The sequence below is a fragment of the Paenibacillus sp. GM1FR genome (assembly GCF_002803315.1).
Taxonomy (GTDB): domain Bacteria; phylum Bacillota; class Bacilli; order Paenibacillales; family Paenibacillaceae; genus Paenibacillus; species Paenibacillus amylolyticus.
In genome coordinates this window covers 900,447-924,082 of the sequence record NZ_MKZL01000011.1, presented here as the reverse complement: position 1 = coordinate 924,082, position 23,636 = coordinate 900,447, and the positions used below count along the sequence as shown (strand labels likewise).

The 23,636-nt window shown below is 41.6% G+C and carries 20 protein-coding genes; 4 read left to right on the top strand and 16 right to left on the bottom strand.

Features of this window, described 5'->3' with window-relative positions; all coding sequences use genetic code 11:
- Positions 1-5 precede the first annotated feature (5 nt).
- The 5 genes from PAEAM_RS09870 to PAEAM_RS09850 form a co-directional block, all read right to left on the bottom strand.
- Positions 6-935 carry an ABC transporter permease gene (locus tag PAEAM_RS09870; RefSeq protein WP_481856110.1) on the bottom strand — a complete coding sequence of 310 codons (930 nt, stop codon included), beginning with the start codon at positions 933-935 and terminating at the stop codon, positions 6-8.
- Positions 936-1,523: 588 nt separating this feature from the next.
- Positions 1,524-2,315 carry an HAD family hydrolase gene (locus PAEAM_RS09865; RefSeq protein WP_076210090.1) on the bottom strand — a complete coding sequence of 264 codons (792 nt, stop codon included), beginning with the start codon at positions 2,313-2,315 and terminating at the stop codon, positions 1,524-1,526.
- A 28-nt stretch (positions 2,316-2,343) separates the two neighbouring features.
- Positions 2,344-2,853, bottom strand: a complete 510-nt coding sequence (locus PAEAM_RS09860; protein ID WP_091020707.1) for a hypothetical protein — start codon at positions 2,851-2,853, stop codon at positions 2,344-2,346.
- Between the two features lie 125 nt (positions 2,854-2,978).
- Positions 2,979-3,188, bottom strand: coding sequence for a DUF896 domain-containing protein (locus tag PAEAM_RS09855; protein ID WP_017688036.1), 210 nt, complete (start codon positions 3,186-3,188; stop codon positions 2,979-2,981).
- 95 nt (positions 3,189-3,283) lie between these two features.
- Positions 3,284-3,661, bottom strand: coding sequence for a LysM peptidoglycan-binding domain-containing protein (locus tag PAEAM_RS09850; protein WP_076328519.1), 378 nt, complete (start codon positions 3,659-3,661; stop codon positions 3,284-3,286).
- 296 nt (positions 3,662-3,957) lie between these two features.
- Here PAEAM_RS09850 and lexA point away from each other — a divergent pair, with 296 nt between their 5' ends.
- Positions 3,958-4,584, top strand: a complete 627-nt coding sequence (gene lexA / locus PAEAM_RS09845; protein ID WP_017688034.1) for a transcriptional repressor LexA — start codon at positions 3,958-3,960, stop codon at positions 4,582-4,584.
- A 105-nt stretch (positions 4,585-4,689) separates the two neighbouring features.
- Here lexA and PAEAM_RS09840 read toward each other — a convergent pair whose 3' ends face one another.
- Positions 4,690-5,991 (bottom strand): aldehyde dehydrogenase, encoded by a 1,302-nt coding sequence (locus PAEAM_RS09840; RefSeq protein ID WP_100527369.1) that lies wholly within the window; start codon positions 5,989-5,991, stop codon positions 4,690-4,692.
- An 804-nt stretch (positions 5,992-6,795) separates the two neighbouring features.
- On the opposite strand from PAEAM_RS09840, the gene PAEAM_RS09835 reads away from it, so the two are divergent.
- Both PAEAM_RS09835 and PAEAM_RS32605 read left to right on the top strand, forming a co-directional pair.
- A complete protein-coding gene (locus PAEAM_RS09835; RefSeq protein ID WP_100527368.1) occupies positions 6,796-7,140 on the top strand; it encodes a hypothetical protein in 345 nt (114 codons plus the stop codon).
- A gap of 1,101 nt (positions 7,141-8,241) precedes the next feature.
- Positions 8,242-8,394 (top strand): site-specific integrase, encoded by a 153-nt coding sequence (locus tag PAEAM_RS32605; protein ID WP_347707859.1) that lies wholly within the window; start codon positions 8,242-8,244, stop codon positions 8,392-8,394.
- A 1,042-nt stretch (positions 8,395-9,436) separates the two neighbouring features.
- Here the strand turns inward: PAEAM_RS32605 and PAEAM_RS09825 are convergent.
- From PAEAM_RS09825 to PAEAM_RS32600, 3 genes are all read right to left on the bottom strand, one after another.
- Positions 9,437-9,670 carry a hypothetical protein gene (locus PAEAM_RS09825; protein WP_165789868.1) on the bottom strand — a complete coding sequence of 78 codons (234 nt, stop codon included), beginning with the start codon at positions 9,668-9,670 and terminating at the stop codon, positions 9,437-9,439.
- A gap of 978 nt (positions 9,671-10,648) precedes the next feature.
- Positions 10,649-11,668, bottom strand: coding sequence for a phosphotransferase enzyme family protein (locus PAEAM_RS09815; RefSeq protein WP_100527366.1), 1,020 nt, complete (start codon positions 11,666-11,668; stop codon positions 10,649-10,651).
- Between the two features lie 306 nt (positions 11,669-11,974).
- A complete protein-coding gene (locus PAEAM_RS32600; RefSeq protein WP_305955652.1) occupies positions 11,975-12,097 on the bottom strand; it encodes a hypothetical protein in 123 nt (40 codons plus the stop codon).
- A 920-nt stretch (positions 12,098-13,017) separates the two neighbouring features.
- On the opposite strand from PAEAM_RS32600, the gene PAEAM_RS09805 reads away from it, so the two are divergent.
- On the top strand, positions 13,018-14,154 hold the full coding sequence (locus PAEAM_RS09805; RefSeq protein WP_100527365.1) for a site-specific integrase: 1,137 nt from the start codon (positions 13,018-13,020) through the stop codon (positions 14,152-14,154).
- A 105-nt stretch (positions 14,155-14,259) separates the two neighbouring features.
- Here the strand turns inward: PAEAM_RS09805 and glnA are convergent, their stop codons facing one another.
- The 7 genes from glnA to PAEAM_RS09770 all read right to left on the bottom strand — a co-directional run bounded on the left by glnA (position 14,260) and on the right by PAEAM_RS09770 (position 23,568).
- Positions 14,260-15,588 carry a type I glutamate--ammonia ligase gene (glnA, locus tag PAEAM_RS09800; RefSeq protein ID WP_036613569.1) on the bottom strand — a complete coding sequence of 443 codons (1,329 nt, stop codon included), beginning with the start codon at positions 15,586-15,588 and terminating at the stop codon, positions 14,260-14,262.
- Positions 15,589-15,717: 129 nt separating this feature from the next.
- Positions 15,718-16,131 (bottom strand): MerR family transcriptional regulator, encoded by a 414-nt coding sequence (locus PAEAM_RS09795; protein WP_017687924.1) that lies wholly within the window; start codon positions 16,129-16,131, stop codon positions 15,718-15,720.
- Between the two features lie 82 nt (positions 16,132-16,213).
- Entirely contained in the window at positions 16,214-17,467 is a 1,254-nt protein-coding gene (locus tag PAEAM_RS09790) for a methionine gamma-lyase family protein (protein ID WP_100527364.1), read from the bottom strand.
- A gap of 82 nt (positions 17,468-17,549) precedes the next feature.
- The gene (gene hflX, locus PAEAM_RS09785) at positions 17,550-18,836 is read right to left on the bottom strand and encodes a GTPase HflX (protein WP_076317601.1); all 1,287 of its coding nucleotides are present in this window, start codon (positions 18,834-18,836) and stop codon (positions 17,550-17,552) included.
- A gap of 124 nt (positions 18,837-18,960) precedes the next feature.
- Positions 18,961-19,932: an AAA family ATPase gene (locus PAEAM_RS09780; RefSeq protein WP_062834999.1), complete on the bottom strand. Its 972-nt coding sequence runs from the start codon at positions 19,930-19,932 to the stop codon at positions 18,961-18,963.
- A gap of 110 nt (positions 19,933-20,042) precedes the next feature.
- Positions 20,043-20,606, bottom strand: a complete 564-nt coding sequence (locus tag PAEAM_RS09775) for a ribonuclease FAU-1 family protein (RefSeq protein WP_036672757.1) — start codon at positions 20,604-20,606, stop codon at positions 20,043-20,045.
- Positions 20,607-20,907: 301 nt separating this feature from the next.
- Positions 20,908-23,568, bottom strand: a complete 2,661-nt coding sequence (locus tag PAEAM_RS09770) for a PBP1A family penicillin-binding protein (RefSeq protein ID WP_100527363.1) — start codon at positions 23,566-23,568, stop codon at positions 20,908-20,910.
- Positions 23,569-23,636: the final 68 nt, after the last annotated feature.

The window sequence follows — 23,636 nt, the reverse complement described above, 5'->3', positions numbered from 1 at the left end:
CTCCTTTACCATAAGCTTCTTTGTGTCAGCCTGCGTGAAATGGCATTTACGGAGAACACCAGAATCAGACCGATCAGCGATTCGAACAAGCCAATTGCGGTAGCATAACTGAAGTTACTGGATTCCAGTCCCACCCGATACAGGTAAGTGGAGATCACATCAGATGTCTCGTAGATCAGCGGATTGTACAAGAGTAAGATTTTTTCAAATCCAACAGCCAGGAAATTACCCATGTTCAAAATCAATAACGTCACAATCGTTGGTAAGATCCCTGGTAACGTTACATGAATCGTTTGCTTCCACCGATTGGCACCATCAATACGCGCAGCTTCATACAAAGAATCATCAATGGTTGTCAGTGCAGCCAGATACAGAATCGCTCCCCAACCCATACCCTGCCATACCTCAGAAGTGATATAGATTGTTCTGAACCATTCAGCCCGCTGCATAAAAGGAATATTGTCTCCGGTGAAGAAAGCCACCAGTCCATTAATGGAACCATTCACTGCTGTCAGCTGCAGGATCATACCCGTAACGATAACGATGGACAGAAAATGAGGCAGATAAGACGCGGTCTGTACAAACTTTTTGAATCGTTTACTCTTCACTTCGTTAAGCATCAAGGCAAAAATGATTGGAACCGGGAATGTAAAGAGTAACGCAAGTCCGCCTAACATCAGCGTATTACCGAATACTCTCCAGAAGGTAGGGTCCTCAATGAACATTTTGAAGTACCTTAAACCAACCCACGTTTCTCCAAATATACTTCCCCCGGGAACAAAACGTCTGAACGCAATCACATTACCAATCATCGGTCCATATTTGAAAATAAGGAGATAAATGATGGGAAGGATTAATAGTGAATACAGCTGCCAGTCTTTGCGGAACAAAGTTGCTGCCGTTCGTAATCTGCTCTCTTTACGTAAAGATGTCATGGTTAACGTTGTTTTAGCGGTTTCCGACTCCATGTGTTTTCACTCCGATCCAGGACTTGATAAGTAAGAGTAATTCATGTACAGTTCCCATCGTTTCTCCTCTAGTAGAAGACAACAACTCCTTTAACTTCACCCCCACTACCAAATAGATAATTGCTAAATGTAAGCGATATCAATTTGATGTATTATGTAGAATCACACAATCCAAGGTGCTTCACATCATTCATTAGCACTTACTAAGTGGTGTGATCTCCAAATCGGAAGAAGATACTCTAAAATATTAAGCGCTTACAATCAATCGAAAATAATAAGCAATAACTCCCTGCTTCCATTTAATGAAGTAAGTCAAAAAGAAATTGCTTTATGACAATATAAATACTAGTCATACTAGTATGTTAGTTATATTCTAATTCAGCTTCCCCCTAATTTCAATAACTTTTAGCAAAAAAAATGGAGATCTCTTTTAACAAGGTAATTTAGTCAACAAACTCAAATAAAAAAACATTGGTAACTTCAAGAACGACATCATCGTTCATTGAAGCTTCCAATGTTTCAGGGTGCTGAGGAAAGATGTTATAGCTGATCTGCTTAGAAATTAGCAATAAGCTGATTTAATTCCGATAAATGTGTTATTTCATGGTCTGGCGCATACGTTTCATTGTTGGTCTTATGCTCACGGTTAATCCATACGGATTGGATGCCAGATGATAAAGCACCACGAATATCAGTCGTTAACTTGTCTCCAACCATCATGCTCTCTTCGGGTTTAACACCCAGTTTACTCAAAGCATGTTCAAATATCGACGGATCTGGTTTTCCTTTTCCGAAGTTACCCGAGATAATAATCTCATCAAAGAAAGGAGTTAATTCAGGTACACCATCCAACTTCTCTTGTTGCAAAGCAGGACAACCGTTTGTTAACAGCAACAGTTTGTACTTTCCTTGTAACTGACGCAAGGTATCCATCGTTTCTTCGTATACATGAGGTCTGGATCTCCGTTCTACTCCAAACTGCGCGGCAAGTTGTTCAGCAAGATCTTCCCGATCTATACCCAACTTCAACAAGCCACGACGCCAGGATTCTTTACGGTAAACTGGAGCAAGCTGTTCCAACTGACGGAACTCAGGTTGATCCCCACCAGTAAAGTTAGCCCATAGGCCTTCAAACGGATTGATTCCAATCATTTTGGTAAAAGGAAAGGTTTCATATGATTCATACAGTCCACGTGCCTCATTACGAACAGCTTCTTCAAGTTCTTCTGGTTTGACCCCAGTCTCTTGCGCTGCGATTAGACAAGTCTCATGAAAAGCTTCTCGAACACTACGCTCATCCCATAATAAAGTATCATCTAGGTCGAACAAAATCGCTTTTAACGCCATTCCGATCATCTACCCCTTTATGCAATAATTACTTTTCGACGGTTTCCACGGTGATCTGGTGTGCTTTTGCAAATTTCAGCAAACGTTCTGCAATCGCATCTGTATCGTAACGGTTCAATAACTTGGTAAACACCCATCTTTTCCCGCGACTGTTATGTTCGATAACAACTGTACCTGGTTCAATTCTGAATTTGACGATATCTTCAACCCCAATTGAACGTTCACGATTACCCTTCGTCGTTATAATCCGATTACTGCTAATCTTGATGTACGGACGACGAAGCATGAAGATGACTGCCAAAAATACGTAAAGCAGCATGGTCACCCAGTCCCAAGTTGTCATTGGAGCTTGCACAAGGAATGTGCTCATAAACAGATACAAAAAGGCGAGACCAATCAAAAATATAGGGAACAAAAGGCTGCGTCCCTTAAAGACTTCTTCACCTGGTGTACCTGTGATTGGTTGACCACTTTTTTTGCGTTGCTGATTTAACTGCTTGGAATTTTTCTTAACCGTTCTCTCGAACGAACGCGACATGAGAATCCCCCTTATGTGTCTTTGTATCGGCTTACATAACTGTAAACCAACATTTCCCCCTATAAATTGCACACTCAAAATAACAGGAAGAAACCTAAATATCATAATGATATCATTAGGTTTCGTTAGTGTTTGAGTTTGCCTTGGTGGCCTTTGTCATTCTCATCATCAACAATCTCAATGGTATCCAGTTGTTGTCTGAAATTGCTGCGAATATTACTCAAATAAATCTCTCTTAGCTCGGCACGTTCAGCAAGCTCTTCCTCCGACAATCCAGTGGACTTTTGCTTACGAGCCAATTCGTTAATGCGTGCTACCAGACTATCTATATCCAAGCTTGTCCCCTCCAAAAATACAAAGTCATATTAACTTTGCCATTATAAAGGCTGCTTGTCAAGCTGACACGCGCTAACACTCATTGATGTGCATTTTATTCTGCAAATTGCGGTAGAGCTAGTACTTGTCCCACTTGGATGGAAGTTGTATGAAGTTGATTCACTTTCTTAATTGCTTCTATATATATACGTGTATCCATATTCGTCGGTTTATGTTCCAAAGAAATACTCCATAATGTTTCCCCTTGTGAAACAGCTATCTTTCCTCCAGGCAGAACAGCATTCTCATTGCCGGCAAATACAGTTAAAACGGTGCTGCATCCAATAAATATAATCATAGAGGTAATGACTACCTTTAACATCCATGAAGAAATCTTGAAACGCGCTAAAACCTTCTTGTAGTTCCCTATGTTAGACTTCACCAGTTCCGAATTCATTGGTTCATAAATGCTTTGATAAGTAGAATATCTCATTAAATACCCGCCTCCAAACGTTTGTTCCTATCTGTTGGAATCAATATAACACGAACACTTGTTTTGTTCAATAGATTTTTAGAACAATTGTTCGCTTCTTTTTTGAAGGAGAAATATCTTATTTCAAGTCCTTTTACAAAACATTTGCAGTATTATGCTCTGACTTTTGGACAATTTCTGTTCTATAAGCTAAAAAACACCGATTTAATGCTATTTTATTTAGAACTTATGTTTGTACGAACGGAGGTTCTATGTTATAATTTTCCCAAACGTTACTAAAATGGGGTTGATACGGTATGTCGAAGATATCCAGCAGGCAGCAGGCTATTCTGGAGTTTATACGAAATGAAGTCCGGTTGAAGGGGTATCCTCCTTCCGTACGGGAAATTGGTGAAGCGGTTGGACTGGCTTCCAGCTCAACAGTACATGGACATTTGGATCGTTTGGAGAAAAAAGGTTTGATCCGACGCGACCCTACCAAGCCAAGAGCCATTGAGCTTTTGAGCCAAGAAGAATCTGAGCATTCTCATCAATTTGCTCATAGCGTTGCACGTATTCCTGTTGTTGGTAAGGTTACAGCCGGGGTTCCAATCACTGCAACCGAGAACATTGAAGACTACTTCCCTCTTCCTACACATTATGTAGGCGAACAGAAAGTGTTTATGCTTTCGGTAGTCGGAGATAGCATGGTGGAAGCTGGAATCGTTAACGGAGATTACGTTATTGTCCGTCAACAGCAAACTGCTGATAACGGTGATATCGTCGTTGCAATGACTGAAGACGATGAAGCTACAGTGAAAACGTTCTATAAAGAGAAAGATCATATTCGCCTTCAACCGGAGAATGCGACCTTCGAACCTTTACGTTTGAAACATGTTAGTATTCTGGGTAAAGTCATTGGCCTTTTCCGAGATATTCATTAATATTTAACTTGAGTAACAAAACTAGATGTAATGAAATACGAAAGAGGTTATCCTGATCAACAGGACAACCTCTTTTTTTCATGTTTATGTTATTTTAGCGGCTAATTATTCACTGCGTTTCAGAACACTCTTGTGATGCGAGAACACATCAAAGCTCTGTTGTCCGTGATATGAGCCCATACCGCTCTCTCCTACACCACCAAACGGGAGGTAGTGTGAAGTCATATGAGAAAGTGTGTCATTAATACATCCCCCACCGAAGGATACTTGATTCAGAACCTGATCCTGCAGCTGCTCATCCTGTGTGAAGAGATATAGCGCCAATGGTTTTGGCCGGCGAACAATCTCATCTAGCATAGGATTCAGGTCACTGTACGTAAATACAGGAAGAATCGGACCAAAGATCTCTTCTTGCATGACAGCTGATTCCCAGTTCACATCTCCAAGTACAGTCGGCTCAATGAGCAACTGCTCTCGTACAGAACGTCCACCAATCAGCGTTTTGCCATCTGTTAGGAATTTCGACAACCGATCAAAGTTACGCGAGTTAACAATATGCGGGAAATCAGCGTTCTGTAACACATCGTCCCCAAATTTATCTTTGATCTCTGCGCCAATCAGATTGATCAATTCGTCATGAACTTGTTCATGTACAAGCAAATAATCCGGAGCAACGCAAGTTTGGCCTGCATTCAGGAACTTACCACGAACAATACGCTGGGCCACCAGCTTCAGTTCTGCATCGTTATGGACAATAGCAGGACTCTTGCCCCCTAGCTCCAGGGTTACAGGAGTCAAATGCTCCGCAGCTGCCTTCATAACAATGCGACCAACACCTGTGCTTCCTGTGAAGAAAATATAATCAAACTTCTCTTTCAACAATGCTGTACTGGCTTCAACTTCCCCTTCCATAACGGCGATATACTCCTGAGGGAAGATCTCCTGAATCAGATCATATGTCAGACGAGATACCGCTGGTGTTAATTCAGAAGGCTTGATAACTGCACAGTTACCGGCTGCAATTGCTCCAATCAGTGGACCAAAGGCCAGTTGGAAAGGATAGTTCCAAGGTGCAATAATAAGAGCCACTCCGTATGGTTCAGGGTAAATGGTGCTCACCCCATCCGGCATAGCCGAATTGGTTGGGACTTGTTTTGGTACAGCCCATTCCTGCAGGTGTTCTAATGCAAAATCCAGTTCACCCAGAACAATGCGAATCTCGGAACCGTAAGCTTCCGCCTCTGATTTGTTCAAATCTGCCCGAAGTGCATCTTGAATCCGTTGCTGATACTTTTCAATTCCTTTTCTAAGCTGCTGAAGCGCATTAATCCGATACTCGATATTTTTAGTTTGTCCTGTATAAAAAAATGTACGTTGTTCTGTCACAAGTTGTTTTGCCTGATCCATATTAACATCTCCAATTAATTATTTAAAATTAAATTGCTCAAAATTTAATTAAAGTATACCTCTTCTATATGAAACTTTCAACATACAAATGAAACATTGATTTGAAAGTTAGTGGAGTTAGATATCACATTTTGTTTCATGGCTTTCAGATAACTAATGAAGAGGAATATTACGATTATTACAGATAAAACATAGATATATTATATGGACTAATAAAGAATGATCTGGGACATTTAAAGATTTAGGCAATTACTTTATTTTTGATTTTATCTGCTTTTACGCACAAAAAGCCCCTTAGGGCTAGGGCGCCAAGAAATTGAGCTATAAGTACAACCTGATATATCGATCGCGTTCCCTATGGAGGACGATTCATTTCCTAGCAAAAACAAAAAAGAACAATGAGGCTATTTAGTTTTAGACCTCGCTGCTCTATTTTGTGTTTTGAGATCATCCCTTTAGAGAAAAAGAATCCCTTAGGACACCGATTGTAAAAATCAGTGTCCCATATAGAATCCCATAATCATCAAATTAATTTATACAATAACGCAGTAACTAATAGTATCCAAGCATACTCCATAAAACTTCTCTTTGTGCGATGAGATGTGTTCGTCGAGTTTTTCTAAATAGGTAAGTTGGGAAATTGTCTAGAAAATTCTTGTAGAGTGAGGGGGAAAATATTTTTTAAAACTAGTCAGGGAAACGTCTTTTATTTTATAATTATCGCTTTATAAGTAAAAAATTAGTTGTTTACCAAACTTTTTCCATGATATACTAACCTCATACTAATTCTTAGGAGGTATGTTTATGAAAAATGTAAGAAATTTCTTGATTTTATTAACACTTTCACTCTCGATTTTTTCTATTCCTTCACTATCTTCACAGGCCTTTGCTAAAGAAGTAACAACTAATTCTTCAGTTGTACTTCAAGGGGAACTTATCGCAACTGTTAATTTCAACATGCTCAGGAATTCAAATGTAAAATTATTCGCTACCAATCAAAATGTTCAAATCCAGTCTGGCGCACACCTTATTTCAATAAGCAATGGGGGAGTGGTTTCATCTAATAGTTCCCTTGGAACGGCTGTTGTATATTCTTTTAATCCTAATGGTGATTACGTAAAATACCTCATAACTGTAAATGCAAGCTAATGAGCTTAATAACAAAAATCTCAAAGTTGCTCAGAAATAAATTTACTTAAGCAAAGTCATTTGAAACTGCCTGTTAAATTTTATCTACCAATTTAGCCATCAGTCATCCAGAAACCGCCATGCTTTTGATGCGGTTTCTTACTGTTTTATTTTTAGTTAAGCATGAGAAGATGGCACCATCTACCATCCAAACGCTGGAACGTAACTGGGTAATTCTCTAAGCTTAAATACTCATGTCGAATTGACCAGGGTACGCTTGCTGCGCTTCATCTCGGCAAAAGCTTGACCAAAACTTCCTCACACTGGGCAACGACATCCTCGGTAGCCCGTTTCTCCACATCTTCCATATCTAGTGCATACCTGCCTCCTCGATATGCTTGGTCATGGCTTGGGCAATCTCTTCATTTTCCGCAATGAGATGTTGATGATGACAAAGCTCTTGCCGTTCCATATGCCATAAGAAGTCCAAACTTCGGTGAGCAACCCGGAGTTTCAAAGTACGTTATATTTGTCTTCATCAAATTCTTCTAATATTTGTGATCGATTTTGAGAATCCTCATTTACCTCAGAAACTCAGAGTCCAATTGAATTTAGAATCTGAGTAAATTTCTGACTGTTCTTCACCAATGGAGGAATTCAACAATCTTCCGATCCATGGCGACAAGCAACATTCTTCCACTATTGGATTCAAGATACAGGGCCAATGCAGTGCACAAATTTCGCATGTCTCAACGGTCAGGTTAGCCGTTATATCAGTTTGTATAATACCGACGACTACGCGGTACCAGCTGCTGATAGATGTCTGATCTGCTTTTTCTGTAGCTGTTTTTAATCCAGTGGATTTCTCAAACTTCTCAGAGGCTTAGGCTTAAGCAGAGAACTACTGAGATCATTAACTCAACCGTCTATTCGGCAATAGAACATGCAGTAATTCAAGGAAAGTTAGAGTGGAATCCATTGCAAGGGGTCTATCATTAAAGGAGACTGAGAAAGAAATCAGTTAATTTCATTGAGTCTAAAGTTATAGCTGATTGACTTCAAGCTGCGAGGGGTTAGGGATATGTTTACTGGATATTCTTCAAAATTCTTCTAGAAACTCGTATGAGAAAAGATGAAGCTGCATCTTTAAAATGGTATGACATTAACTTTAAAGAAAAGAGGATCATTATTGATGATAGACTTAATTTCCAAGCAGAAAATGAAGAACTATTTGGAAACACAAAAACATTCAGATCGGCGTGCAGAATTGAGTGATTATCTACGCATCCATTCTCTTCCACACACCTATGCTGTACCCATGCTTAGGCCGTTGCAAGCATAAACTTTGTTCAAGAACAGCTTGGTCATGGAAGTGTGCAGATCACCTCTGATATATATGCTCACATCTACAAAAGTTAGAGCAACGCAATATTGATTGTTATGAACAGTATACCGCCAACATTGTTGGATCAGAAAATCAAAAACCGGGGGACGTTTGGGGGACGCAACCTCAATAGAAGTGCAATTCCCTCAAAACGTCCCCCGGTTCATTCCTTCAAAACCCCGTAGTTACAAGGTTTTTTCGATTAGTACAACGTAATATATTGATCGCGTTCCCATTGGTGGACTTGTGTGCGGTTTATGTACGTTAACTTCATATGATTGTATATCTCAATGAAAACGGGCTTTATAGGAATAAATACAGAAACACACGGTCAAAATTGATCATAAGTTTTCATAAGTTGGGGGACGTCCCCCTAATCCTATATGAATCAAGCATACGGCTTTATTCAAAATAGAAATTGCTTATTTGGAACATATATGTAGAAGAAAAAACTGAGTCCCTGGGATAATCGCTTGGGCTCGATCAATTATAAACTTGCCTAAGCGATCTCTTCAAGCTTGATCCAACTATAATCCTCTTCACCTCTGACAAGCTTAATCCTTCTATTTAGCCTATCAATAGGAACTATGCGAATAGGTACTCACATAGTCTAGGCTAGAATAAAAGGCTGGGCAAGATCCAGCTCCTCCTCAACAAACCGTATGTTAGATTTTCCCTTTACGGGTTTCCGATGTTCGTCATTCATGCGCATGCAGATTACAGTAACGTTTTTAATCCATATTGCCTGGCAATATACTTCACCTCGACCTGTGATCGCATCCAGCTTCTGGGTTGTCTATTCTTTATATATACAAACCGATTTAATCGTTGCAGAATTTACCAGTACAGTCTAGCTAACTTCTACTGACTGAAGTTTATATATTAATAGTTTCTCCTTCCCTGAATCTTTGGATCGAGCCACGCTACATGTTCCTAAAATGTTCTTACCCGCATATCCGCCGGTTTGGAAATAGTGCCACCGTACAGGCTGCGGATGGTGGTTACATTTCTTTCAACTCTCGCTCGAAGTCCTTGAGGAAGTTCCGTTCTCCTTGTTCCCCAATCTCTGTCAGCGGTCACTGTATCCACGACTTCTGCCACCCTATACGCTTTCACTCGTTTACACGCCTCGTACAGCACACCCCCGTGGAAGAATTTATCATACATGACATGCCATTTGTGCTTGTTGTTCTCCTTTGCCGCATGAACTAGCTTTTCAAGTTGTTTAATCATTTTCTTGGTTGTTATGAGCACCTCGGACTCCCTACCTCAGACGTTTCAATTCGTCTTTTTGGAATTATAGATTGTCTCTTTACGGATTCCTAAAAAAACTGTGTGAAGGAGGGTCTGCCATGATCACTGCAGGATTTTTCATTCCATTCTGTTCCCCATTACGCCGAATTGTTATCCACTGCTGCTCCAAGTTCTGCATAGCTTTCTTAGCCTTCGTCCAGTTTCACAATACTCGTCAGCCTCTTTCCTCCCTTGCGAGGCCTTTTGGATAACGTGGCAGGATTTCTTCATGTTGCGGCCTGAATTGTTGCTCGTCCTGTCTCTGACGGGTACTATTGTCGATGTGCTCTTACACACAGACTTCGCCATATGCAAGCATCCTGGCTACCATTGCTCCTTGGTCGGACTTTCACCAACAAGATCATACGTGTATCTGGGCACACTAAAACAAAAAAAGCCGCTATAATAGCGACTTTAATGGGATATTTTCTATCCGACATAAATAGATTTAATATTCGTTCACTGGCCCACAACCAAAAGGTTGGCAAGTCTGGATTGTCGAAGCGGTATCAATAAAACCGGTATAATCATGATATTTGTAATAATGATGGCTCAATGCCAGTTTAAAAAATCACGAAACGACCCAAACAGCTCCGTCAAAATACACCCCGAAAATGAAGGGGAACTAGAGAAGCTGAAGAACAACTGGATCGGACAAACTTCATGAATAAGCATAAATCTTCATAATAAACAGAAAAGTTTCAGCGCTAAGTACACAAGTAGATCTTATATAAACTCGAAGTCATAGCTCACGTTTTTAAAACTTGATGATACGAACAAACACTCTAAACAGCGACCTATTGTAAATCATCACCATAAGATATCATTATTTTAGCCCGGTATCGGTTAGTATTAATCCACATTTACAGGCTCGATCACTTCGAATAAAAATGGATTACCATTTAAATATTCTCTTATGTATGCTTGGGCATACTTTTGTTCATCGATTAAACTGGTTGTTTCTCTTGGATCAGAGGAGTGATGGCAGGAGTTCTCGATCATGAACATGACAAAAAAACATTCCAGATCCCGAATATAGTCCGTTTCCAACTTCCTAATACTCTCATAACCTTGGATAAGCATCCATCGATGCTTTGGCCAAAGCTCCAATATGGTGCCTGCCATATCGTAGAGATAATATCCGTACCCACATCTTCCAAAATCAATCGGATAGGGTTGATTATCCTCAAATACCATATTACCGGTATGTAAATCAGCATGAATGAGCCCATAGTTATGTTCACTTGGATGCATCGTGGTAAGTTGGGATACAACCTTCTCAGCTGCATCTTGATACAGCTTCCATCCCTCTTCGGATAAAAAACGCTCATAGTAACGTTCCAACTTAGCCATTTCACGTTTAAAACTTTCTACTCCCCAAGTAGGTCTTACAAAATCAGAAGGTGGATTGAAATCCTTTGCTGCTTCATGGAGCCTGCTCATCAATACACCCATATTATATGCTTGACTATCTGTAAATTCACCTGCTGCTTTTTCACCCTCTATCCATCGCATCATCGTTATATAAGGGCGCCTATATCCTGTCTCTGTTTCGATGTCCAATACATAAATACCATCACAATTTGCCATCCCTTCTGGTACTTTTAGATCTTTCGATTTGTTCAGTGCTTGTAACAGTAGGAGTTCCGAACGAATTTCCTCTCTGCTTAATCGGTCCGAATGAATGCGAAGTAAATAATTGTTATCTGTACTGGTTTCAATTTTATACGTGATCGTATCGGATAGTTGAATAAACTGGATGTTATCCCATTCTAAGTCATACTTTCGAATTGCAGATAAAGCGACTTTCCTTGCTCTGATTAATAACGCCTGCCGTTCTTCATCAGTATCAAATCTAAAAAAATCATTCATTTGTTATTCCCCTGCAGTTTTTATGAAGTAAATCAACTACTTCTCTTATATGTTATTATAACGATAGTAAAAGCTTGAAAATATGTAATAAACAATTTAAACTATACTATACACAAAAAAGTCACATTAGAATTTCTTCCAATGCGACTTTTGTTAAAACTATTATTTTGTATAAACGATCTTTTTAATAGTATCGCTTGAAAGGCAAAATCGATCTGAAAGTTTCTCGATAGTGTCACCATCGAGAAACTTTCGCCGGATTATTTCATCATTTCTAAGATTAAAATTTTCCTACTGCCTGAATTTTCACCCCAATTTTTTACGCAAACCTTTTGATTTAGGGACGTAAACCAATCCACCGTTCATATACTTTTGTATTTCATTTAATAATTCTTCCGGAAAGATGATGTCGGCATTTACATATCTCATGATAGCCGCTCCTTAAAATAGTTGAATATTAAGGTAGCAAAGTCTACACTATAACAATTATCACTATCCGGATTTAAGCGGTTACTTATATTATTAGCTCTATACAAACAACCGCCGTTGTTCATAAAATAGACTTTGCATAGAACATATCTCGAACATTGTCATAGTGTCTCTCCTTCATAAATAACATTCAAACTATCTTCATCAGAAATAGAATGCTATCTCAATAGTAACATATTACTCCAAGTGGGCGAAGTGTCAACACTATACAATTAAGTCGTTTGAGCTAAACTGTCACATCTCATCTATTCCTTACGGACCATCAATATTAGACACTCCACATGTATCGAGTACGTGAATACTTTAAGCTCCTTCCTGCAAACTCAGCATTGCCGATGCGATATCCAGTTCAATTCTCTGCTTTATCACTAGCGATGATATGGTTCACCTCAGTTAATCATAAACTAAACTGCCCGCTAGCTTAATGAATTAGAGCAGTGCAAGTAGTTAAATACTTATCTAATCGGTAATCAGATCATTTCCTTTTCGGCAATCGGTACAAGTTCCGGTCTCGAACCAAGGACAAGAACTTTAAAGCTAAAGTATGATCAAATCCTGTGAAATAGGGTAGAATTGTTTTAGTTACTTTTCCGCAAGAAACCTCTGCACTAATTTAAACATAGTTATTGGAGCCAAATATGACTCCTGCACAAACGAGCCTTAGTTACCGAAGGCTCGTTTTTTGATGATTTTTTTAAAATATCTTTTCCGACTTTAATTCGAAGCTCTTTCTCCTTTTTCATCTTTAACCCAGAATATTTCACTACTCTGCTCAAAATTGATTAACTTACGCTTATATCGCTGTGAGGCGGTTTAACACACATAAAAAAAGAACATACGTTTTGATAGAGGTGATTTTTATGGCAAGCTTCAAGAAACACGCCACTGGCTGGGAGTATCGTCTAAGGTACAAAGATCCACTCACACAAACTTTTCGTGAAAAGTCTCAGCGGGGCTTTGAATCCAAAAAGGAAGCTCAATTAGCTGCTGCAGAGTTCGAAAGGAGTCTCTCCGCTGGCTACGAGCAAAGTGATTTGAGTTTAAAAGATTATCTGAATTTTTGGATTGATCAATACAAAAAAGGGAGTGTTCGAAAAAACACATTACTTCTACATCAAAACAACATCAAGAATCACATCTTGCCTTATTTCAGAAACATACTACTTCGAGATGTTAAACCAATTATGTATCAGAATTTCATTAATTCGATTTCAGAAAAAGGTCCCAGCCGCAGAACAGTTGAGTTAATACACGCTACTATGCACAACGCGCTACAAAAAGCAGTTATTATCGGTAAGATTGAAAAAAATCCATGTATAGGCGTTGAAATAAAAATTAAAAGGAAAAAGAGAGAGGTTCACTTTATTGATTCCTCAGACATCTCAAGGTTCTTACAAAACGCTTACGAATACGGCTACATTTATTGGATCTTTTTCAAAGTCTTAATTGAAACAGGAATGAGAAAAGGTGAAGCTGCCGCCTTGAAATGGCCTGATATTGATCTAGAAAATCAGTTTATAACAATTGATGAAACTTTAGATTTTACCGCTAAAGATAAGGAGGGATTATTCGGAGATACCAAGACCATCAAATCAGAGAGAACGATTAAAATATCCCAATCATTAGCTAATGATTTAAAGTATCACCAAGAGTGGCAAAAGCAGAATAAAGGAGTTTTAGGGGAACGATATCATCTGGACCTTGATCTATTGCTATGCAGAGAAGACGGTAACTATATGCCGAAGTCATCCTTGTTCAATGCTTTCTCTCGGATACTAGACCGAAGCGACCTCCCCTCCCTCCCCATTCACTCACTCCGACATACCTGTGCTGTATTGTTGCTTGAAGCTGGAGCAGATATGAAATTCGTACAAGAGCAATTGGGCCACGGCAGCATTCAAATTACGTCGGATGTCTATGCCCACATTTCTTCTAAAATCCAGAAAAACAACATGAATAAGTTCGAAGTATTTACTAAAGGTATTCTTCAAGATTAAATTTTTGTGGGCATTTTGTGGGCACTTTCGTTTTATTTGAATTCATAATGTTTTGCCCACAAAAAGAAAAACCCCTAGGCGCTAGAGCGCCAAGGGATTCAGCTATTAGTACAATGTGATATATTGATCGCGTTCCCATTGGTGGACTTGTGTTCTATACATATCCCACTCAATTTCTTTCAGCTCATAGAAGTGAGCCAAGGCGTGGTCGCCGAGAGCATCACAGATGACTTCGCTACGGATCAATTCATTCAATGCTTCTTTCAGGTCAGCTGGCAAGCTTGGAATGCCTTCTTCCACACGCTCTTCTTCTGACATGATGTAGATGTTACGGTCAATTGGAGTTGGTAAGGAAAGCTCACGTTTGATTCCGTCCAGACCTGCTTTTAACAGAACAGACAAAGCCAGGTAAGGGTTAGCAGCCGGATCCGGGTTACGAACCTCAACACGTGTACTCAGACCACGGGAAGCTGGAATACGAATCATTGGGCTACGGTTACTAGCAGACCATGCTACATAACAAGGTGCTTCATAACCTGGTACAAGACGTTTGTATGAGTTCACAGTTGGGTTAGTAATTGCTGCAAACGCACGTGCGTGCTTCAGAGTTCCAGCCATGAAGTGACGAGCAGTTTTGCTCAGACCCAACTCGTCCGACTCATCAACAAATGCGTTCTCATTACCTTTGAACAAGGATTGGTTACAGTGCATACCGGATCCGTTCATACCAAACAGTGGTTTCGGCATGAATGTAGCATGTAAACCATGCTGACGTGCAATCGTTTTAACAACGAGTTTGAACGTTTGGATCTGGTCAGCAGCTTTCAGAGCATCAGCATATTTAAAGTCGATCTCATGCTGACCTGGAGCTACCTCATGGTGGGAAGCTTCGATCTCAAAGCCCATTTCTTCAAGTGTGATAACGATGTCACGACGACAGTTTTCACCAAGATCCGTAGGCGCAAGGTCGAAATAACCACCTTGGTCATTCAGTTCGTTAGTTGGGTTTCCTTTTTCGTCGGTTTTGAACAAGAAGAACTCGGGTTCAGGACCAACGTTAAAGGAAGTGAATCCCATATCTTGGGCTTCCTTCAGGTTTCGTTTCAAGATGCCACGTGGATCTCCTGGGAACGGATTACCATCCGGAAGATATACGTCGCAAATCAGGCGTGCAACACGGTTCTCTGCAACCCATGGGAAAATAAGCCAAGAATCTAGATCTGGATAGAGGTACATGTCGGACTCTTCAATACGTACATAACCTTCAATGGAAGATCCATCGAACATCATTTTGTTATCCAGAGCCTTAGTCAACTGACTCACAGGAATCTCAACGTTTTTGATAGCTCCAAGCAAATCAGTAAATTGCAATCGAATGAATCGTACGTTTTCTTCTTTCGAAATGCGGAGAATGTCTTCTTTTGTATAACTCACTATAACCTCTCCCTTTCTTATCTGCGTATTTGGCTTGCCTGTTATATTTGTACATTAGAAAGTTCCACGGGTCAAGGAGTCTCACACCAAAAGTGCATGTTTTCCCCTCACTCGCCAAGTTATGCGAATTTAATTTTTATTAAAGAATCGGGAAAGTTCTCCCTGAATGAGAGATACTTGTCCTGGTCTCTTACCTGATACAAGCTGCTGCTTCAGCAAGCGGTGCAACTGCGTATCGGACAGCTCTCTGCGTTTAACTTCAGTATCTGGCGTGATAACTGTAGCTTCCTCGGATTCTTTTGAAACAGGATTCATCACTTGTTTGATGCCCGCGATGTTAACTCCTTTTTCAATCAAAGCCTTGATCTCTAGCAATCTCTCTACGTCATTAAAAGAGAATAACCGTTGATTACCTGACGTTCTCGCAGGAACGATCAAGCTGTGCTGCTCATAGTAACGAATCTGACGTGCAGACAGATCCGTAAGTTTCATTACAATACCAATTGGGAATAAGGCCATATTTCTGCGGATTTCATCACCCATGTTCATCAACCTTCCAGTCATCTATTCTTCACCCTATTGTACATTTAGTTATTACCAAGTGTCAATGACGTGTTAGATAAACTCACAATAATTTACGATCTTTCATAGTCTGTAACGCCATTAAAACGCCATATTTGACATGAGAGTACGTTAATCCGCCTTGCATATACCCGATATACGGCTCCCGAATAGGCGCGTCGGCTGATAATTCCAGACTTCCACCCTGAATGAACGTACCTGCCGCCATAATGACAGGGTGCTCATAACCAGGCATATCCCACGGTTCAGGAACCACATGGCTATCCACAGCTGCTGCACGCTGAATCCCCTGCACGAAGGCGATCAGATGCTCGGCAGAGCTAAACTTAACAGCCTGGATCAGATCTGTGCGAGCTTCATTCCAGGCGGGTTTGGTTACAAATCCGGATTCAGCAAACATCGCAGCAGCAAACGTACTTCCTTTGATAGCTTGTCCTACAATTGTCGGTGCCATGTAAAGTCCTTGGTAGATGCCACGTGTTGTCCCCAGCATTGCTCCCACCTCTCCCCCAATTCCAGGGGCTGTCAGACGATAAGCTGCCAACTGTACGTATTGTTCCTTCCCACATATGTATCCACCGGTTTCCGCAATGCCTCCACCAGGATTCTTGATCAGTGATCCGGCCATCAGATCAACTCCGACTTCTGTCGGTTCACGTTCCTCCGTGAATTCACCGTAACAATTGTCTACGAATACGATGACATCTTCCTTAAGCTCTTTAACACGCGTAACCATGTCAGCAATCTCAGCAACACAGAAGGATGAGCGCCAGTCATAACCACGTGAACGTTGAATCCCAATGACTTTTGTAGCCGGTGTAATGCTTTTTTCAACTGCTGCCCAGTCCACTCCACCTTCATCAGTTAATGCCGTCTCACGGTAACCGATGCCAAAATCGCGTAATGAACCTGTACCATCACCGGGTTTGCCAATAACTTTATGCAATGTGTCGTAAGGCTTACCCGTGATGTACAATAATTCGTCACCTGGACGCAAAACTCCAAAGAGAGCTGTACTAATCGTATGAGTGCCTGAAGCAAAATGAGGACGCACCAACGCGGCTTCCGCGCCGAAAACATCAGCATATACTTCATCAAGCACTTCACGGCCACGATCGTTATAGGCATAACCTGTTGAACCTGCAAAGTGAAAATCACTTACTTTTCGCTGTTGGAACGCATGAATCACCTTCCATTGATTGTGATCTGTGATCCGATCAATCTGTTGCAGTTGTCCTTCAATCTGACGCTCCACTTGACGTTGAAGTTCAGATATTTCTGAATCAAAGCTTACCATCTTACTTCATTCCCTTCATAGCACGAATCTGACGTCGAATATCCATTATCGTGTAACTTATCACATCAATATGTCATGAATATTACAATTCAATGAATTCTTCAAGCATATAACCAAATTTCTCATATTCACCTTTTTGCAATTCAACTTCATAAATCACATCATTCTCTTCAAAGCTGGTATCCACTACATCACCAATTTTATAGAGTACCGACGTAAGATCACCACGTTCTGCCGGAATACGGAAGCGCTTCGTATCACCTGTCAGCTCTGTCTGAATGAATTCACGGATTTTAAGCAGATCCTCCGAGTCTAATGCGCTTACTTTAATATGGTCTTTATCCAATGGAAGCATCTCAAGCTGCTCTGGTGTGCACGCATCTTTTTTGTTATATAGGACTAACTGCGGCTTGTCCCCTGAACCAAGTTCTTGCAGAATTGTATTAACCGTCCGCATCTGATCTTCACGCATAGCTGATGAGGCGTCCACAACATGCAGGATCAGGTCTGCTTCATTCACTTCCTCCAGCGTTGCACGGAATGCTGCAATCAGATCATGCGGTAGATTTTGAATAAATCCAACCGTGTCGGTAAGTACGATTTCTTTTCCACTCGGAAGTTCCATCGTACGTGATGTAGGGTCCAATGTAGCGAATAGCTGATCTTGAATATACACATCTGCAGCCGTCAACTGCTTAAGCAAGGTTGATTTACCAGCATTGGTATAACCAACAAGGGCTACCTGGACAATACCTGTTTTTTTACGGCGTTCACGATGCAATTTGCGATGACGAGTCAATTCTTCCAGATGACGCTTCAGATCATCGATGCGACCACGAATGTGACGGCGGTCTGTCTCCAGCTTGCTTTCACCTGGGCCTCTTGTTCCGATTCCGCCCCCGAGTCTGGACAGGTTCTTGCCATGACCCGACAAACGTGGCAGCAAGTAACTATGTTGAGCCAATTCCACTTGAATAATACCTTCTCTAGTGTTGGCACGTTGTGCAAAGATGTCCAAAATCAGTTGGGTACGGTCAATAATTTTGAGATCGAGGGTTTCTTCCAGATTACGAACCTGTGCACCTGACAATTCCTGATCAAAAATAGCCGTAGTTGCTCCGAGCTCCTCCGCGATTGCACGGAGTTCTTCCACCTTACCTTTACCAATGAACCATTTGGTATCACGTTTTTCCCTGTTCTGAGAAAGTACACTTAGCACTTCCACTCCAGCTGTCTCGGCAAGTTTCACCAGTTCCTCTAAAGAGTACTCAGGGTTGATACCTGTACGTTTTACATCATCCGTAACAAGACTCACCAAGACGGCGCGATCTTTTTTGACCATATCTGTATCATGCGTGCCATTTGTCATGTATATGTTCACTCCCTCTAATTACTAAATTAATCCGTTGATATACATTGCCACAAATATGCCATGGCATGCCTTAAGCCGAACCGGTTGGCCCGGCCGGCTGGTGTAAAAACTATATTATCGCTTACTTTCGCTCAAAGTTCAAATCCTCTGTACGGATTGTCATCAGCTCCAGTTTTCCTGGACTGCCTTCCGAGTATTGTTCCAACAAACGAACCGCCTGATGCCTGATCGAACGCTCAATGGCATTACGAACGTATCTGGCGTTACTGAACGCATGCAGCGAATCATTTTTTTCCTGAAGCAAATGTTGCTTTAGCTTGAGTATGGTCTGAGGCATTAGAATATAATCACGCTCTTTGGCCATAATCTCAGAGATTTGAATCAACTGATCAATGCTATAGTCTGGAAACTCCACTTGAATGGGAAAGCGGGAAGGTAATCCGGGATTGGTCTGGAGAAAAAAATCAATTTCTTCCGAATACCCGGCAAGAATCAGTATAAACTGATTTTTGTTATCTTCCATGGACTTAACAAGCGTATCAATAGCTTCCTTGCCAAAATCCTTCTCTCCCCCACGGGCCAAACTGTAAGCTTCGTCAATGAACAATATCCCACCGAGAGCCTTCTTAACCAGATCTCTTGTTTTCTGAGCCGTGTGACCGATATATTCTCCAACCAGATCCGCACGCTCTACTTCAATAAGATGACCTTTACTTAACACCCCCATCTTCTGAAAGAGTTTGGCAACGATCCTCGCTACAGTGGTCTTACCGGTACCCGGATTGCCTTTGAAGATCATATGATACACGTGCGCACCACTAAGTAAGCCTGCTTCGGTACGCATCTGAGCAATCTGTAGGAAAGCATAGATCTCAAACACCAAGTCTTTGATATTTTCAAGTCCAACCAGTTGCTCCAATTCACCCTGTATCTCCTGGAAGTGCGCATGTTTGGTTATACTCTTGGCTGCCTGTACTGCCGCTGCTTCATCTTTGACCAACATCTGAGGTTCCTGGTTACGCAACACAATATTAATTTGTCTGGATGGTCTGCCTCCTGGTTGCTCTCCTGCAGCCATGACCCGTCCGTTCATTCGCCATCACCTCTATTTTATCGGGCTGAACTCTCCTGATTATTAATGTATTCTATCAGGTGCTCCAATATTAGAAGGATCATGAAGAATTCTACGGATAAGTAGATGACTCAAATCTGAATGTTTTTTCGAAACTCTCCGTTCTCAAACAAACTCGGCCTATGTTTCAGTGATAACTGAAAGTATGGGAATACATGTGCATCAATGGCATGCAGCAGTTCCTTTGCCGTCTTGTTAGCCAAGTCATAATCACCCGTTGTAATATGTTTTCGTGACAGTGCATCTTCAAGCTCATCTTCATCCAGCAAAAATACTTCCCCATCTTTCAGTACAACGACATCCAGATACAGGTCATCAAACCAAGGAACACCCTGATCGGTTATCCCCTGACTACGACATGTATCAATGTACCACTCTACAATCCGTTCCTGATCGTCAAACATCGCTGTAACTACAAAGTGTTCTCCCTTCGGATAGTATTGCAGCCAGGAATAACCTTTATCTGCGATACAGAAGGTACTGCCTCCATAAGTTTTCCACAGAGGTTCTTTCAAATCCTGTATGGTGTACAACGTAATATAACCTGTGAAAATTTTGGATTGAACGAACCGGCATGTGAATTGTCGGTTCGTAATCCGGCGCCAGTTCGCGCGATCCCCGAATTTCCGTTTCATACGAACCCCTCTTTGCCGACTACAGGTCCGTGACCTGCTCTGATGTTATTGGTGAACAATGTAATAACGTCCGCCTGATGGATTCCAGCGCTCTGGGCCCGCCCTTGCACAACGTATTACGAATAGTTACAGCTTACCATATTTAAGGTTTACACTCAAAATCAAGCTTTGTCACACCTATTCATCAAATCGGCTTCCATTACAGTTGGTTCTGTATAACACAAAAAAACTGCTTCACCGGTTTCCCGGGAAGCAGTTTTTTCAATGTAGCTATAATGTAGCTATTTAGTGATTCATTGGCTTAGCCGCCGGTTCCAGCTTGGGAATCTGCAGGTGCATCTGTCCCTCCAGTATCCCCACTTGTTCCGCTGTCCGGAGTTACAACTTCGCCTGGCGTTGTTACGCCCCCATCATCGGAACCTTCACCATTTCCGCCAGGATCTGTTGTGCCCTGACCAGGTGGGGTCGTATTTCCTTCCCCAGGTTGACCGTTTCCGCCGTTATTACCACCGTTGCCATTGTTTCCGTTATTACCATTACCATTTCCGTTGTTGCCATTTTCATTTCCATTACCGTTATTACCGTTCGAGTTGCCATTATCCGGTGTACCATTGTCCGGATTCTCCGTACCCGGCTGCTCAGGATCTATCTCTGTTCCAGGATCTATACCAGGATCAGGTTCTTCCGGCGGCACTTCCTGCGCTTCAATCATCAAGGAGATGGTGTTGGAAGGATCCGTCTCAAGTCCTGATGCCAAGTCGTAAGCTGTCACATAGTACTCATAGGTTAGACCAGGCAACGCACTTAAATCTTGTGCATTGGTCGCTCCTATTGCATCAATGAGATGAGTGAACTGGGCTTCAGATGTTTCTTTCCGATAAATTCGATATTGCGTACTCGCGTCACCCGTTCCAGTCCAACTCAGGGAGACGGTTTGTGCATTTGGATCGTATGATCCACTCAGCCCACTAACGGACAGAGCCGGCTTTTCTGGTACTTCTACTGGCGGAGGTGCCTGCCCTCCAGCTGGTGCTTTGAATTGCTTCACTGGAACGCCTTTTAAAGCATCTCCCATGACTTTGGCAAAGAAAGCTGCCGACAGCTTACTGCTGTTCTTAAGCATATGATTGGCATCCGGATTGTCATAGCCCATCCAGACTGCGGCAGTCCATTCCGGGGTGTATCCAACAAACCATACATCACGGTTGGCACTGTTGCCAGAGATACCACTTTGAACTGTTCCTGTTTTACCCGCTACCGGACGATCCAGACGTGCTGAACGTCCCGTACCGTCATTAACGACGTTCTGCAGCATCTGTGTAAGCTGATACGCATTTTGCTCACTCATGACACGCGTTGTGTCCGAGTTATCATGTTTATAAGTGGTTTTGCCTGCGCTATCCTTGATTTCTTTAATCGCATAGGCTTGTCGGTATTCTCCGAGGTTGGCAAATGCACTATAGGCTTGCGCCATTTCCAGTGTATTTGTACCTTTACTTAGACCACCGAGGGCAATCGCCAAGTTTTTGTCTTCATCTGTCAGCTGTATGCCTACACTCTTGGCAAAATTAATGCCTGTGTTAACACCTATTTTATCAAGCAGCCAAACCGCAGGGATATTTTCCGACTTCGTAATTGCATCCGTCATACTGATCGTTGAAGAATATCCATGCAAGTTACCAGGACAGTAGTTACCAAAGCATTGCTTCGCATTACTCAGCGACGAGTTGGCACTGTAATTTCCTGATTCAAGCGCCGGTGCATAAGACACAATCGGTTTAAAAGCTGAACCTGGTTGTCTTCGACTCTGCGTTACACGGCTATAACCTTTAGTCTGATAATCCCGTCCACCCAAGAGGGCAACGAGACTGCCATTCTCATGGTTCATAATAACCATGGAGCCTTGAACCTGTTGATCGTCTTTACTTGCCTCGAACAGATTATCATCTGTGAAGGCAGTTTCCATGGCTGTTTGAGCCTGAGCATCCATAGTTGTATAGATTTTGTACCCGCCGATATTCAGATCATCTTCCGTTTTACCTGTTACTCGTTCAGCTTCACGGAGCACATAATCGATAAAACCTTGATACTTCTTGTCTTTCTCTGGTCGCTTGTAGTTATAATCTACCTCTTTAGCTTTATCCATCTCTTCCTTCGTGATGTAGCCTTGTTCATACATTAGCTGGAGAACAACACCACGACGTGCCTTGGAATCATTCGGATTGCTCACCGGATTGTAGGCAGAAGGCCCCTTGGGCATCGCGGCGAGTGTGGCAATTTCCCACAAATCCAGATCATTCAGATTTTTTTTGCCAAAATAAAATTCAGATGCTGCTTTAATCCCGTAACGCTGATGACCGAAGAAAATCCGGTTCAGATACATCGTCAGGATTTCGTCTTTTGTGTACTTGCGCTCTAATGCCATGGCAATCGATACTTCCGTTGCTTTACGGAAGAACGTCTTGTCACGGGACAAGAACATGTTCTTGGCAAGCTGTTGGGTTAGTGTACTACCACCTTCCACCATGGAACGAGCCATGACATCCTTAACCGCCGCACGCCCAATGGACCAAATATCCACGCCCTGATGATCGTAGAATCGCTTATCCTCCGTTGCAACAAAGGCTTGCTTCACAAGCTCAGGAATATCATCTTCTTTGACAGGTTCCAGCTTCTGAATGGATAGTTCCCCCATTAATTGGCCATTGCGATCATATACTTTTGAAGTTTCATTAATTGTGGTTTTGTCTTTGTTAGCTTTGAGCAGATTTTCGCCACTCACCATAATAAATAAATATCCGCCAAGTGCACAGAATATGGCGATTGCCATTGTGAAAAACAGTGTCCATCCAACGCGTTTACCCGTAATTTTTTTCTTTTTAGAGGTCTTTGGCTTCGCTTTTTTGGGTGACTTGTTATTGTTGTTGCGATTGTTAGACCTCGACAACGGATCGTTTGGCATGTTACCTCCTGACTCCCTTTCGGTTGCATAATTTCTAATCGTCTGTAGGCTCAGGCATATATTAAACA